Source organism: Kitasatospora brasiliensis, assembly GCF_032654805.1.
GTDB lineage: Bacteria > Actinomycetota > Actinomycetes > Streptomycetales > Streptomycetaceae > Kitasatospora > Kitasatospora brasiliensis.
Map to the genome: position 1 here is coordinate 523,398 of NZ_JAUOOW010000002.1, position 15,266 is coordinate 538,663.

A 15,266-nucleotide genomic window follows, 5' to 3' on the forward strand; every position below is an offset into this window, starting at 1 on the left:
GCCGGGAGGTGGACGGCGGGGGACAATGGCGGGGTGATCAGTAGCCCCGTTCTCGACCCGACCCGCCTCGCCAAGTTCCGCGAGGCGTTGCTCGCCGCCTCGTTCACCGCCGACGGGTGCCTGGACCTGCTCGGGCCCACCGGCTATTCGGCGCTGGCCCGCAGCGAGGCGGTCCCGGCGCTGCGGGCGACCCGCGGTGGCAGCCCGCTGGAGACGCTGGTGCGGCTGTTCCTGCTCCAGCAGCCGGTCCCGTACCGGGCGGCCGCCGCCGCGCTGCCGGTGGAGGACTGCCTGGCGGACGGCTGGCTGCGCTCCGACGGCGATCTGGTGCGTGCCACGGTCGACGTCCGGCCGTACGCCAACGAGGTCGCCGGGATGCCCAGTTCGGATGCCTGGGTGGTCTCCGACCTGGGCTGCGCGGTGGGCGGCGCGGGCGGCATCGGCTCCGGTGAGACCGCGCACGGGGTGGCCCGCAAGGACCTGGTGCTGGGGGTCGGCGGTGCCTCCACGACGCTGGCCAACATCACCGTGCGCCGCCCCGTCCGGGCCGCGCTGGACCTCGGTTCGGGCTCCGGCGTGCAGGCGCTGCACGCGGCCCGGCACGCCGGGACGGTCACCGCCACCGACCTCAACGAGCGCGCGCTGCGCTTCACCGAGTTGACCCTGGCGCTGTCCGGTTTCGACAACACCGAGGTCGCCGCCGGGAGCCTCTTCGAGCCGGTCGGGGAGCGGAAGTTCGACCTGATCGTCTCCAACCCGCCGTTCGTCATCTCGCCGACCGGCCGTTTCACGTACCGCGACGGCGGCATGGCCGGCGACGACCTGTGCCGCAGCCTGGTCCGCTCGGCCGCCGACCACCTGGAGCCCGGCGGCTACTGCCAGTTGCTCGCCAACTGGCAGCACGTCAAGGGCGAGGACTGGCAGGAGCGGCTGGCCGGCTGGGTCGCGGGCACCGGGCTGGACGCCTGGATCGTCCAGCGCGAGGTCCAGGATGTGGCCCAGTACGCCGAGTTGTGGCTGCGCGACGGCGGCGACCACCGTGGCCCCGGTGGCGACTACCAGGCGCGGTACGGCGAGTGGCTGGACGCCTTCGAGGCGGGCCGGGTCGAGGGCATCGGCATGGGCTGGATCACCCTGCGGGCGAGCGGCGCCGAGCGTCCGACCGTCCGGGTGGAGGAGTGGCCGCACCCGGTGGAGCAGCCGCTCGGCCCGCACATCGACGCCTGGTTCGACCGGCAGGACTTCCTGCGCTCGCACGACGACGCGGGCCTGCTCGCGGCCCGCTACGTGCTGGCGGACGAGGTGGTCCAGGAGCAGGTCGGCGCGCCGGGTGCGGAGGACCCGGAGCACGTGATCCTGCGGCACAACCGAGGCATGCGCCGGGCCACCAAGGTGGACACGGTGGGCGCGGGCTTCGTCGGGGTCTGCGACGGGACGCTGTCGGCGGGCGAGATCGTGGACGCCATCGCGCAGCTGCTCGGCGAGGACCGGGTGGTCCTGCGGGACCGGGTGCCGGAGTCGCTGCGGCTGCTGACCGAGCAGGGGTTCATCGACCCGGTCCGCTGAGGCCCGGTTCATCCGTCCGTACCTCCCGGTTCGTGCGGGCGCCGTCGGGCGGCTGCCCCCCGTTGGCCCTCCACTGCGAGGCTCTGTCCACAGGCTGTGGACAGAGCCGGGGAGCCGGGGGCCAGGGGTGGACACGACGACGGCGATGGTGGGCGGACTGGTGTTCACCCTCTTCGGTGGCGCGCTGCTGCTCTGGTGCGCCGCCGAAGTGCGCCTGCGCCTGTGGGTGCGCCGTCGGGGGATGTCGGCGGTGGCCACCGTGGTCGCCGAGGAAGACGTGCACGGTCGGCTGGACAGTGCGCCGCTGCTCTCCTTCTCGGTGCCGCCCTCGGCGTGCGGGACCGGCGCGTGCGGGATCGCCGGGCTCGTGGTCGCCCGCCCGCGCGGGCACACCCCGCTGCGCCGCTCGGACCGTCTCGCGCCGGGCGCCTCGGTGCGGATCTGTTACGACCCGCGGCGTCCGAGCCGGGTGGTGCCGGCGGCCGGGGAGGTCCGCCGGGCGGCCGTCGTCGACCTGCTGTGGAGCCTCCTGGGTGTGGGCTGTCTGACGGCGGGCGCCGGCCTCCTGGCCGCGGCCGGAGTCTGAGGACCGGAGTCTGGGGACCGGAGTCTGGGGACCGGAGTCCGAGGACCGGCGACACACGCGAACCCCCGCGCCGCACGAGCCGATGCACCGTCGATTTTCCGTTGACAGATCTTGAAATCCGTCATTCCATCCTCCGGAACCTGCCGAAGGCCCCCCTCCGCGCGGCGGGAACCTCCGTCATCGGGTTACCGTTCGAGTGGCGTCGGTGAGTCCGGCAAGTGAAAAAGCGGGATCCGTCCGTTTGACAAGGGTGGCCGGGGTACGGTCACACTCCGCTGTTGGGGGTGCCGTGTGGCGGCAGCCCCGGGACGGTGGAGGGGTCGGGCGGAGCGCAGCCCGTGCTGCCGGCGCCGACCAGCCACATAAGGACCGGGAGAGAAGAGCGAAGGTGTCCCCGAGCAGCGAGACCGCGCACGGACAGCGACTCGTCATTGTCGAGTCGCCGGCCAAGGCGAAGACGATCAAGGGCTACCTTGGCCCCGGCTACATCGTCGAGGCGAGCGTCGGGCACATCCGCGACCTGCCCAGCACCGCGGCCGAGGTACCGGACAAGTACACCGGCGAGGTGCGCCGCCTCGGGGTGGACGTCGACCACGACTTCGCGCCCATCTACGTGGTCAACGCGGACAAGAAGTCCCAGGTCAGCAAGTTGAAGTCGCTGCTCGCGGAGTCCGACGAGCTCTTCCTCGCCACCGATGAGGACCGCGAGGGCGAGGCCATCGCGTGGCACCTCCAGCAGGTGCTCAAGCCCAAGGTGCCGGTGCACCGGATGGTGTTCCACGAGATCACCAAGTCGGCGATCCAGGAGGCCGTGGCCAACCCGCGCGAGCTCAACCAGCGCCTGGTCGACGCCCAGGAGACCCGCCGCATCCTCGACCGCCTCTACGGCTTCGAGGTCTCGCCGGTGCTGTGGAAGAAGGTCATGCCGAAGCTGTCGGCGGGCCGCGTGCAGTCCGTCGCCACCCGCCTGGTCGTCGAGCGCGAGCGCGAGCGGATGGCCTTCCGCACCGCCTCGTACTGGGACCTGGTGGGCACCTTCGGCACCGGCCGCACCCCGGCCGATGCCGCCAACCCGGAGACCTTCGGCGCCCGGCTGTCCGCCGTCGACGGCAAGCGGATCGCCAGCGGCCGCGACTTCGGCCCGGACGGTCGGCTGAAGGCCGGCAGCACCAACACCCTGCACCTGGACGAGCAGGCGGCCCGTCAGCTGGCCGCCGCCCTGGAGCAGACGGCGTTCGGCGTGCGCAGCGTCGAGTCCAAGCCGTACCGCCGCTCGCCGTACGCGCCGTTCCGCACCACCACGCTCCAGCAGGAGGCCAGCCGCAAGCTGGGCTTCGGCGCCAAGCGGACCATGCAGGTGGCCCAGAAGCTGTACGAGAACGGCTTCATCACCTATATGCGTACCGACTCCACCACGCTGTCGGACACCGCGATCTCCGCCGCCCGCGCCCAGGTCACCCAGCTGTACGGGGCCGACTACCTGCCGGACGCCCCGCGCACCTACGCCAGCAAGGTCAAGAACGCGCAGGAGGCGCACGAGGCCGTCCGCCCGTCCGGCGACCGCTTCCGCACCCCCGCCGAGACCGGTCTGACCGGTGACGACTTCAAGCTGTACGAGCTGATCTGGATGCGCACCGTCGCCTCCCAGATGAAGGACGCGGTCGGCCAGTCCGTCACCGTCAAGGTCGGCGGCACCTCCGCGGACGGCCGGGACGTCGATTTCTCCGCCTCCGGCAAGATCATCACCTTCCACGGCTTCCTCAAGGCCTACGTCGAGGGCGCCGACGACCCGAACGCCGAGCTCGACGACCGCGAGCGCCGGCTGCCGCAGGTCTCCCAGGGCGACCCGCTGGCAGCCGAGCGGATCACCCCGGAGGGCCACGCCACCAAGCCGCCGGCCCGCTACACCGAGGCCTCGCTGGTCAAGGAGCTGGAAGACCGGGAGATCGGCCGCCCCTCCACCTACGCGTCGATCATCGACACGATCATCCAGCGCCGCTACGTCTTCAAGAAGGGGACGGCGCTCGTCCCGTCCTTCCTCTCCTTCGCCGTGGTCAACCTGCTGGAGAAGCACTTCGGCCGGCTGGTCGACTACGACTTCACCGCCAAGATGGAGGACGACCTCGACCGGATCGCCGCCGGTGAGGCGCAGTCCGTGCCGTGGCTGAAGCGCTTCTACTTCGGTGAGGGCGAGGGCCACATCGCGGGCGGTGCCGCCGAGGCCGGCAACGGCGACGGCGATCACCTGGGCGGCCTGAAGGAACTGGTCACCGACCTCGGCGCGATCGACGCCCGGGAGATCAGCTCGTTCAAGGTCAGCGACGACATCACCCTGCGGGTCGGCCGCTACGGCCCGTACGTCGAGCGCGCCTCGACCGTCGAGGGCGAGCCCGGCCAGCGCGCCGACATCCCGGACGAGCTGCCGCCGGACGAGCTGACCGTCGAGCTGGCCGAGGAGCTGCTGGCCAAGCCCAGCGGCGACTTCGAGCTCGGCCCGGACCCGGTCAGCGGCAACATGCTGGTGGCCAAGGACGGCCGCTACGGCCCGTACGTCACCGAGATCCTGCCCGAGGGCACGCCGAAGACCGGCAAGAACGCGGTCAAGGCGCGCACCGCCTCGCTGTTCAAGACGATGTCCCTGGACACCGTCACGCTGGAGGACGCGCTGCGGCTGCTCTCGCTGCCGCGCGTGGTCGGCACCGACGCCGAGGGCGCGGAGATCACCGCGCAGAACGGCCGCTACGGCCCGTACCTCAAGCGCGGCACCGACTCTCGCTCGCTCACCAGCGAGGACCAGCTCTTCACGATCACCCTCGACGAGGCGCTGGCGATCTACGCCCAGCCCAAGCAGCGCGGCCGGGCCGCCGCCGCCCCGCCGCTCAAGGAGCTGGGCAACGACCCGGTCAGCGAGCGTCCGGTGGTGGTCAAGGACGGCCGCTTCGGCCCGTACGTGACGGACGGCGAGACCAACGCCACGCTGCGCAAGGACGACGACGTCGAGACCATCACGCCGGAGCGCGGCTACGAGCTGCTCGCCGAGAAGCGGGCGCGCGGACCGGTGAAGAAGGCGGCCAAGAAGGCTCCGGCGAAGAAGGCCGCGGCCAAGAAGACGACGACGGCCAAGAAGGCGACCGCGACCAAGACGGCGGCGGCGAAGAAGACGGCGGCCAAGAAGACGACCACCACCAAGGCGGCGGCCAAGAAGACCGCTGCCAAGAAGACCGCCGCCGGCAAGGCCGCGGCCACCGACGAGGGCTGATCCCAGGTCATCGCCGACGGGCCCGCGCCTCCGATCCCGGGGGTGCGGGCCCGAGGTCTGTTCGGGGTCCGTGGGGGCACCGGTCGGAGGTCCGTCCGGTGCGTGCGGGGGCGCGGGCCCGAGGTCCGCTCGGTGCGTGCGGGGTACGTCACAACCCGGTGATGAGCGTGATCCGGAAGCCCGTTCGCCTCATTCCGGCCAAGCTCCGCCCGCTACGCTGACCGTATGACGAGCGAGGAGCAGCCCACCCCCAGCGCCGCCCCGGCCGCCAGTGCCTGGGCGTCCGACCTGCCGGAGGTCGCGCCCGCCGGGACCCCGGTGGACCGGGCCCGGGCGTTGCTGCGGACACGTCCCTACCGGCGCCTGTGGACCACCCAGCTGATAGGCGGCACCGCCGACCGGCTCGGCCTGCTGGCGCTGCTCGCGCTCACCGTGATCGCCGTCGCCCAGGGCGGCCAGTTCGGCAGCCTGCCGCGCAGCCTCGCCTTCGCCCTGGCCGCGGTCCTCGCCGTCCGGGTGGTGGCCACCGGACTGGTCGGCGTCCTGCTGCTGGAGCCGGTGCACCAGCTGGTCGCCGGCAAGCTGGACCGGCGCTGGACGCTGTTCGGCGCCGATGTGCTGGCCGCCCTGCTGGTCGGCGTCGCGCCGTGGTGGAGCGTCTGGCTGGGCTCCGCCGCGAAGCCCTCCGAGGCCGCCGCGTACGTCCTGCTCGGCACCGTGTTCGTGACCGGCGCCGCCGAGCGGATCCGGGGGATCGCCAGGAACGCCGCCGCCCCGGGCCTGCTGCCGCCCGCCAACCCGCACCTCCCGGTCGCCGAGCGGCGCCCCGCCGCGGCCAACCTGGAGAGCGTCCGGAGCATCGACCGCTTCACCGGCTGGGTGACCGTGCCGCTCGGTGCCGCCGCGCTGGTGGCGCTCACCCTGCTCAACAACGTCGGCGCGGCGCTCGGCTCCGACTTCCTGCGCGGCCACCAGCTCACCGTCGCGGCCCTCGGAGCGGCCGGACTGTTCGCCGCCGCCGCCGTCCGCGACTACCTCCAGCAGCTGCCCGGCGGCCCGGTGGCCGTCGCCCCGGTCTCCCCGCTCCAGGGCCTGCGGGCGCCGACCGACGCCGCCCCCGGCCCGGCCCTGAGCAAGGGCCGCACCGGCAGCGCCCCGTACTTCACCTTCGCCGTCGCGGCCGGCTACGCCTCGATGGCGGGCGTCGCCGCGCTCGCGCTGCTCACCGCCGCCGAACACCGCGCCGGACCGATCGGCTACGGCCTGGTGGTGCTCGCCGCCGCCGGCCTGCCCGCCCTGGGCGCCCGGCTCACCCGGGCCGTACTGCCCTCGCTGTCCCGCCGCCGGCTGCTCGCGGTGGCACTGCTCACCCAGGGGGTCGCACTGATCCTGGCCGGGCTGGTGCTGGACTTCGTGCTGGTCCTGCTGCTGACCGCGCTGGCCGCGCTGGCCGCCGGGATCGTGATCTCGGCCGGGCGCACCCTGCTCGCCCAGGAGGTCGAGGAGGCCCGGCTGCCGAAGGTCACCGAGCACCTGTTCGCGGTGCTCCGGGCCGTGGTCGCCGCCGCGCTGGTCGGCGTGCCGCTGATCGCCGCCGCTTACGGGGACGTCGAGTACGGCACCGTCGAGCCCGGCTCCTTCACCTTCATCCACGGCGGCGCGGCGCTGGCCGTCTCCACCGCCGGGCTGCTCACGCTGGTGCTCGCCGCCGTCGTACTGCTGCGCACCGACGACCGGCGCGGCACCGCGCCGTTCGTCAAGGACCTGGTGGACGCGGTGCGCGGCCCGGTCGGCCCGGTGCCGCACCGGGGCGCGGGCACCGGCTTCTTCATCGCCCTGGAAGGCGGCGACGGCGCCGGCAAGTCCACCCAGGCCCAGGCGCTCGCCGAGTGGATCCGCGGCAAGGGGCACGAGGTCGTGCTCACCCGTGAACCCGGCGGCAGCCCGGTCGGCCAGCGGCTGCGCGGCCTCGTCCTGGACGTCGGCAACACCGGCCTGTCGCACCGCGCCGAGGCGCTGATCTACGCGGCCGACCGCGCCGAGCACGTCGAGAACGTCATCCGCCCGGCCCTCGCCCGCGGCGCCGTGGTGATCACCGACCGGTACATGGACTCCTCCATCGCCTACCAGGGCGCCGGGCGCGACCTGGCCGCGACCGAGGTCTCCCGGATCTCCCGCTGGGCCACCGGCGGACTGCTGCCCGACCTGACCGTCGTCCTGGACGTCGACCCGACCAGGGCCCGCGAGCGCTTCACCGAGGCGCTGGACCGGCTGGAGTCCGAGCCCACCGAGTTCCACCAGCGGGTCCGGGCCGGCTTCCTCGCCCTCGCCGCCGCCGACCCGGCGCGCTACCTGGTCGTGGACGGCAGCCAGGCCCCCGGCTTCGTCACCACCGCCATCCGGCACCGGCTCGACCGTGAGCTGCCGCTCTCCGAGCAGGAGAAGGCCGCCCGCGTCGAGCAGGAGCGGCTGGCGAAGGAGGAGGCCGAGCGGCGCGCCGCCGAGGAGGCCCGCAAGAAGGCCGAGGAGGAGGCCGCCGAGCGCAAGCGACAGGAGGTGCTGGCGCAGCTGCGGGCCGAGCAGGCGGAGAAGGAGCGGCTGGCCAAGGAGGAGGCCGAGCGGGCCGCCGCCGAGGCCCGGCGCAAGGCCGAGGAGGAGGCGCGCCGCCGGGCGGAGGAAGACGCCAAGCGCCGTGCCGAGGAGGAGGCCAAGCTGCGCGCCGCCGAAGAGGCGCGGCTGGCCGCGGAGGCCGCCGAACGCAAGCGGATCGCCGCCGAGGCGGCCGCCCAGGCCGAGCTCCAGCGGCAGCGTGAGCTCGCCCGCGAGGAGCAGCGCCGCCGGGCGGAGGAGGCGCTCCAGCGGGCCGAGGAGGCGCGGCTGGCGCAGGCCGCCGCGCTCGCGGCCGCGGCTGCGGCGGCGGACTCGGCGGAGGGGCGGGCCGAGGGCCGACCGGGGGGCCTGGGGGACGATGTGACCAGGGAGCTGCGGGCGGTTCGGGACGTTCCCAAGGGTGCCCCGGCGGACTCGGCGGCGGACTCGTCGGAGGGCGCGGCGCAAGGCACGTCGAAGGGCGCCTCGAAGGCTGCTTCGACGGACGCGGCGGAGGGCTCGGCACAGGGCTCGGCGTCGGCTGCGTCGGGCGGGCTCGGGGACGAGACGACGCGCGAGCTGTCGCTGCGGGACCGGCAGGCGGCGGTCCGGGCGGCGGAGGCCGTCGAGGCGCGCCGGGCCGTCGAGGCGCGCGGCGCGGTGGACGAGACCGCGAAGCTGCCGGTGGTGCCGGGCTCGGCGGTGGACGAGACGGCTGTGCTGCCGACGATCCCGGCGGATGCCGACCGGACCGAGGTGCTGCCGCGGGTCGAGCCGGGTCGAGGTACGGGACGTTCTGACGGACGTGCCGAGGGACGTACCGACGGACGTGCCGAGGGACGTACCGACGGACGTACCGATGGACGTGCCGAGGGCCGGTCGGTACAGGGCACGCGGCGCGCGGAGCCGGTGGACGGCACCCGTGAGCTGCCGGTGGTCGGCGGGGAGCCGGCTGCCGGGCCGCAGTCCTCCCAGTCGCGGTCCCAGTCGCAGCCGGGGGCCGAGCGGCCGCGGCCGGAGTGGGCCGAGGAGACCCCGCTGGACGACCTGCCGAGCCTCACCGACACCCTGCTCGGCTCGCACGACGAGTGGAGGCGCTGGGAGCACGGCGGCCAGGGCGGCGCGCAGGACGGGTCGCAGGCCGGCCCGGAGCGGTCCGGCGGCCGTGACGGGGACTCCCGGGACAAGGGCGACGGCAAGGGCAAGGGCCGCCGCTGGGGCCGTCGGGGCTGACACGTTGCGGGCGGCGCCGTCGGGGCAGGTCCCCGGCGGCGCCGCCGCGTTTCCGCGGGGCCCGGTTCCGCCCCGCCCGCGCGTCCGGTGCGACCCGGACGGAGCAGTGGGTGTCAGGCCGGAGACGTATGCTCGACGGCGGGGAAATCGGACAGGGTGAGGCGCCACGGGCGCTGCCGTACGGAGCTTGGGAGCAGCAGTGGCCGTCTGGGACGACCTGGTGGGCCAGGATCGGGTGGTCGAGCAGCTGACTGCCGCCGCCGCTGCGGCCGGGGCGACGGTGGCGGCCGGTCGCGGGGCCGCCCCGGTGGAGGGCACGAACGCCTCCCTGATGACGCACGCCTGGCTGTTCACCGGGCCGCCCGGCGCCGGGCAGGTCACCGCCGCGCGCGCCTTCGCCGCCGCCCTCCAGTGCACCAGCCCCGACCTCGCGCTCGGCGGCACGCCCGGCTGCGGGTTCTGCGACGGCTGCCACACCGTGCTGGCCGGCAGCCACGCCGACGTGAAGTACGTCCGGACGGACGGCCTGTCCATCGGCGTCGGCGACATGCGCGACCTGGTGATGCGCGCCTCCAGCTACCCGACCGGCGGCCGCTGGTCGGTGATCCTGGTGGACGCCGCCCACCGGCTCACCGAGGCCGCGGCCAACGCACTGCTCAAGGGCGTGGAGGAGCCCTCGCCGCGCACCGTCTGGCTGCTCTGCGCCCCCTCCGTCCAGGACGTGCTGCCGACCATCCGCTCGCGCTGCCGCCTGCTGGTGCTGCGCACCCCCTCGGCCGAGGCGGTCGCCGACAACCTGGTCCGACGTGACGGCGTCGACCCGGAGACCGCCCGGCTCGCCGCGCTCGCGGGCCAGGGCGACATCGAGCGCTCGCGCCGCCTCGCCGTCGACGACCAGGCCCGGACGCGTCGGGCGGAGGTGCTGCGCATTCCGCTGGAGATCGGCGACATCGGCGGATGCCTGACCGCCGCCCAGCGCCTGGTCGACACCGCCAAGGCCGACGCCGAGGCGCTCGCCGAGACCCAGGACGCCAAGGAGACGGACGACCTGAAGGCGGCCTACGGCGCGACCGAGGGCAGCAAGGCGCCGCGCGGCATGGCCGGTGCGGTCAAGGAGCTGGAGAAGCGGCAGAAGAGCCGCGCCACCCGGACCCGTCGGGAGACGCTGGGCGTCGCCCTGCTCGACCTGCTCGGCTTCTACCGGGACGTGCTCGCCATCCAGCTCGGCTCCACCGGCGCGCTCGCCAACGAGGACCAGCGGCAGGCGCTGAACCGGGTGGCCCAGGCCGGTCCGGCGGAGAGCACCCTGCGCCGGATCGAGGCGGTGCTGGCCTGCCGCACGGCGCTGGACCGCAACGTCGACCCGCTGCTCGCGGTCGAGGCGATGACGGTGGCGCTGCGGGCGGGCTGATCGGGGCTTCGTAAGGCTTCGTAAGGCTTCGTAAGGCTTCGTTGAGAGCACTGCTCTCCTGGGTGGGCACTGCTCCGCCGGCTGTTGAGCGCTGTTCGGGCGGTCTGAGCATCGCTTAGGTGGGAGAGCACTGCTCTGGCGGGGGAGCGTAGATCCTTCGCCGAGCGGTGCTTCGTGGGGAGAGCACTGCTCTCCGTGGCGGGCGCCGCTCTGCGGGCATCGCTCTAGAGCGAGAGCACTGCTCTGGCGGGGGAGCGTCGATCCGCTGCCTCGGGCTCGGGGGCTGGTCGCACGCCGCTCCACCGGCTGAGCACCGCTTCGAAACGAGAGCGGTGCTCTCGCGAGCGCCCGCTGCTCTCCCCGCCGAGTTCCGCTCCGCCTGCCGAGCTCCGCTCCGCCCGCCGAGGCCGTACGCCTCCCGGAGCCGGTGTGGCGTCCCACCTTCGAGTGAACGGGCGACACTCGCCGGGCACACCGTCGTGTGACCGTCCGCGCGTTGTGCACGCTGAGGGGCCGACTGCGCCCATTGGCGGGCGGTCGGCTCCCGTTCGCGCCGACGTCCGGTTCGGCGCGGCCCCCTCCAGAGGTGGTGCGTCCCGTGGTTCGTTCGCTCCTCGTCATCCCCCTACTGGCCGCCGCCCTCGGCGGGATCTGGCTGGCCCGGGGCGCCCAACAGCGCTGGCGCGACCTGCGCGCCGCCGAGACCTACGAGCTGGCCGGCGACCGCTGGCCGATGCTGCTGCGAGCGGCCGGGGCGATGCTCTGCGGGGTGGGCGTCACCGCGCTGACCGTGCTCACCGCGCTCGGCGCCTTCGGCGGCCTCGGCCGGGGCGACCAGGAGCCGGACCGGGTGGGGTCGGCCGTGGACGTGGCGGGCGCGCGCTCGGGCTCGGAAGTGGGCCCGGCGGTCCGCCAGCAGGCCGCGCCGCCCGCCGCCGAGTCGCCCGCCGCTGAGCCGGCCTCCGGTGCCGGTGCCCCCGCTGCCGCCGGTGCCGCCGGTCCCGCCGCTGCCCCCGCGGCTCCCGCCGTGATCAGCCACTTCGACAGCGTCGGCCACCCGGGCGGCGGCGAGCTGCTCCAGTCGGCCGTGCTCGGCCCCGACGGGCAGCCCCGCAACATCCGGGTCTGGCTCCCGCCGCAGTACGCCATGGAGCCGAACGCCCGCTTCCCGGTCGTCGTGATGCACGCGTCCGCGCCCCGCAGGACCGCCGACGCCGAAGTCCCGGACGTGTTCGAGGGCATCGGCTCGGCCCTCCAGAACGGCAAGTCCCGCCCGTTCATCCTGGTCGCCCCCGAGGCGCCGAACGGCACTGGCCACCCCTGCGAGCTGGTCGCCGCCGCCCCGGCCGCCGTCGCCGACGACCTGACCCTGCGCACCACGATCGCGGCCACCTTCCGGACCCTGCCGCCCAGCCCGGCCTCCTGGGGCACCCTCGGCGTCGAGGGCGGCGCGCCCTGCGCCGCTGCCGCCGGACTGGCCCGGCCCGACCTGTACGGCGCGGCCGCGGCGGTCTCCGGCCGGTACGACGCCGCCGCGCTCACCCAGACCGGCGCCGAGGCCCCGGCCGGCGGCGCGGCCAAGCTGCTGCTGGCCGCCGCCAGGGGCGACTCCGCCGGGCTGGACGCGGCGCGCAAGCTCCAGTCCGCGCTGAAGGCCGGGCCCGGGGCGGCGGCCAAGGCCGAGGTGCGGATCTCGGACAACGTGCAGGACTTCACCCCCGACCGGGAGCGGCTGCGGCTGGTCCGGCAGGCGGCGCAGTTCCTGGCCGAGGCGCTGGCCAAGGCGTCCTGAGCGCGGCTCAGGTGGCGCTACGCTGCCCGGTGCCCGAGGCGGGGACCGGGCAGCGGCGTTTCCACCGGCTGACTCACGAACCGCCGCACCAACTGGTCGACCAACCGCTGCACCAACTGATCGACCCACGGCTTCAGCAGTTGATCCACCAGTCGCTGCACCGGTCGTTTCAGGTGCTGTTCATTCGATGTGCGGAGAAGTAGGAGAGGTAGCGGATGAGGGCCATCGGGCGGGTGCGGGTACTGGCCGCGGCGCTGGTCGTCGGGCTGCTGACGGGCGGTTGCAGCGCCGATCCGGCCGGAGGGCCGACGCCGTCCTCCTCGGCATCGGCCGCCGCCACGCCCTCGGCCCCCGGGACGGCGGCCGGAGCCACCCCGCTGGAGCCGCTGCCCGCCGCCGTCCCGGCCGCGCTCGCGCCGTACTACGCGCAGCAGCCGGTCTGGCAGCCGTGTGACAGCGGGTTCGAGTGCGCGACGTTCCGGGTGCCGCTGGACTACGACCACCCGGCGGACGGTGACCTCACGCTGGCGGCCGCCCGCGCGGCGGCGGAGCCCGAGGCGTCTGCGGGCACCAGGCTCGGCTCCCTGCTGCTCAACCCGGGCGGGCCCGGCGGCTCGGCGATCGAGTACCTGGAGGCCGCCGCCCGGACGTACGACCACGGGGTGCGCGCCCGGTACGACCTGGTCGGCCTCGACCCGCGCGGGGTGGGCCGCAGCAGCCCCGTCAGCTGCCTGAGCGGCGACCGGATGGACGCCTACACCGCCGTCGACCTGACCCCCGGCGACCAGCGCGCGATCGACGCGCTGGTCGCCGCCGACAAGGAGTTCGCCGAGGGCTGCCGCCGACAGTCCGGTCCGGCGCTCGGCCACCTCGGCACCGTCGAAGCCGCCCGCGACATGGACGTGCTGCGCGCCCTGCTCGGCGACGAGAAGCTGAACTTCGTCGGAAAGTCGTACGGCACCTTCCTCGGCGCCACCTACGCCGGGCTCTTCCCGAGCCGGGCCGGTCGGCTGGTGCTGGACGGCGCGATGGACCCGGCGCTCGACTCCGTCACCGGCAACCGCACCCAGGCCGGCGGTTTCGAGACCGCCTGGGCCGCCTTCGCCAAGGACTGCGCCAGGCGCGAGGACTGCCCGCTCGGCCGCACCGAGCAGCAGGTCGGCGAGCAGCTCACCGCCCTGCTCGACGGCGTCCGCACCGACCCGCTGCCCACCACCACCGGCGGCCGTCGGCTCACCGGTTCGCAGGCGACCACCGGTGTGATCGAGGCCATGTACGCCGACTTCCTCTGGCCGAAGCTGCGCACCGCGCTCGCCGACGCCAGGGCCGGTGACGGCACCGACCTGCTGAGGCTCTCCGACGACTACTACGGGCGCGAGGCGGACGGCTCGTACCCCAACCTGATGTTCGCCAACACCGCGGTGAACTGCCTCGATCTGCCCGCCCCGTTCCGCGGGCCGGAGGACGCCCAGCGGGCGGTGCCGGAGTTCGAGCGGGTCTCGCCGCACTTCGGCCGCGACATGGCCTGGATGGCCCTGGCCTGTACCTACTGGCCCGTCCCCGCCACCGGGGCGGCGCACACCATCCGGGCCGCCGGGGCCGCCCCGATCGTCGTCATCGGCACCACCCGCGACCCGGCCACCCCGTACGCCTGGGCCCAGTCGCTGGCCGGCCAGCTGGAGTCCGGCCGGCTGCTCACCTTCGACGGTGACGGCCACACCGCGTACGGCCGGCACAGCGGCTGCGTGGACGACGCGGTGAACCGTTTTCTGCTGACCGGGGAGGCGCCGGAGCAGGGCAAGCGCTGCGACCGGTAGCGCGGGGCCGGGAGTCGGTCGGCCCCTCCCGGCAAGTGGCTTTCACTTCAACTGATCATCGGTGCGACGTTACGATGAGCGCCCCCTGCCGCCCTCCCCTGCACCGGAGTTCATCGTGCTCGGAGTCAACGACCTGGCGACGTACGTCCTGGGTGCCCTCGTCATCGTCCTGCTGCCCGGACCCAACTCCCTGTACGTGCTGTCCGTCGCCGCCCGCAAGGGCATCCGGACCGGCTACCAGGCCGCCGCCGGCGTCTTCGTCGGCGACCTCATCCTGATCAGCCTCACCTCGCTGGGCGCGGCCTCCCTGCTCAAGGCCAACCCGGCCGTCTTCGCCGTGGTCAAGCTCGGCGGCGCCGCCTACCTCCTCTGGATCGGCTACGGCATGCTCCGCGCCGCCCGCGCACTGTGGCGCGAACGCCGGGCCGCGGCCGACCCCACCGCCGAGCAGGCCCCCGAGTCCACCGAGAACCCCTTCCGCCGCGCCCTGGTGATCAGCCTCCTCAACCCGAAGGCGATCCTCTTCCTGCTCTCTTTCTTCGCCCAGTTCGTCGCCCCGTCGTACGGTCAGCCCGCCCTCTCCTTCGCCCTCCTCGGCGGGATCCTCCAGACCTTCAGCTTCCTGTACCTCTCGCTGCTGATCTTCGCGGGCACCACCCTCGCCGCCGCCTTCCGCCGCCGCAAGCGCCTCTCCGCCGCCCTCACCAGCGGCGTCGCCGTCCTCTTCGCCGGCTTCGCCGCCAAGCTCGCCGTCTCCTCCGCCTGACCCCACGCCCGGACACCGGGTACGGATCACCCTCGAACCTGTGTAGACTGACCCGCGTTGCCAGCACATGGCAGCGGTGCCGCCTTAGCTCAGTTGGCCAGAGCAACGCACTCGTAATGCGTAGGTCGCGGGTTCGAATCCCGCAGGCGGCTCAGAGAAGGCCCAGGTCACATAGCCCGTGACCTGGGCCTTTTGCCATTCCTTGACGTGTGGGCAGGCGTCAGCGCCGCGCTACAAGATCGCTTGC

At 74.2% G+C, this 15,266-nt stretch carries 8 protein-coding genes and 1 tRNA gene; all 9 read left to right on the plus strand.

Going from position 1 to position 15,266, the window contains the following annotated elements; all coding sequences use genetic code 11:
* Window positions 1-33: 33 nt before the first annotated feature.
* On the plus strand, window positions 34-1,566 hold the full coding sequence (locus QWJ13_RS10255) for a DUF7059 domain-containing protein (RefSeq protein ID WP_316522727.1): 1,533 nt from the start codon (window positions 34-36) through the stop codon (window positions 1,564-1,566).
* 127 nt (window positions 1,567-1,693) lie between these two features.
* Window positions 1,694-2,152, plus strand: coding sequence for a DUF3592 domain-containing protein (locus QWJ13_RS10260; RefSeq protein WP_316522729.1), 459 nt, complete (start codon window positions 1,694-1,696; stop codon window positions 2,150-2,152).
* Window positions 2,153-2,540: 388 nt separating this feature from the next.
* Window positions 2,541-5,411, plus strand: coding sequence for a type I DNA topoisomerase (gene topA / locus QWJ13_RS10265; RefSeq protein WP_316522731.1), 2,871 nt, complete (start codon window positions 2,541-2,543; stop codon window positions 5,409-5,411).
* A gap of 225 nt (window positions 5,412-5,636) precedes the next feature.
* Window positions 5,637-9,233: a dTMP kinase gene (gene tmk, locus QWJ13_RS10270; protein WP_316522733.1), complete on the plus strand. Its 3,597-nt coding sequence runs from the start codon at window positions 5,637-5,639 to the stop codon at window positions 9,231-9,233.
* Window positions 9,234-9,432: 199 nt separating this feature from the next.
* Window positions 9,433-10,644 (plus strand): DNA polymerase III subunit delta', encoded by a 1,212-nt coding sequence (locus QWJ13_RS10275; protein WP_316523977.1) that lies wholly within the window; start codon window positions 9,433-9,435, stop codon window positions 10,642-10,644.
* A gap of 598 nt (window positions 10,645-11,242) precedes the next feature.
* The gene (locus tag QWJ13_RS10280; protein ID WP_316522735.1) at window positions 11,243-12,436 is read left to right on the plus strand and encodes a hypothetical protein; all 1,194 of its coding nucleotides are present in this window, start codon (window positions 11,243-11,245) and stop codon (window positions 12,434-12,436) included.
* Window positions 12,437-12,651: 215 nt separating this feature from the next.
* A complete protein-coding gene (locus QWJ13_RS10285; RefSeq protein ID WP_316522737.1) occupies window positions 12,652-14,253 on the plus strand; it encodes an alpha/beta hydrolase in 1,602 nt (533 codons plus the stop codon).
* Between the two features lie 115 nt (window positions 14,254-14,368).
* Complete coding sequence (leuE, locus tag QWJ13_RS10290) at window positions 14,369-15,019, plus strand: leucine efflux protein LeuE (RefSeq protein ID WP_316523978.1); 651 nt, start codon at window positions 14,369-14,371, stop codon at window positions 15,017-15,019.
* A gap of 78 nt (window positions 15,020-15,097) precedes the next feature.
* Window positions 15,098-15,171, plus strand: a tRNA-Thr gene (locus QWJ13_RS10295).
* Window positions 15,172-15,266: the final 95 nt, after the last annotated feature.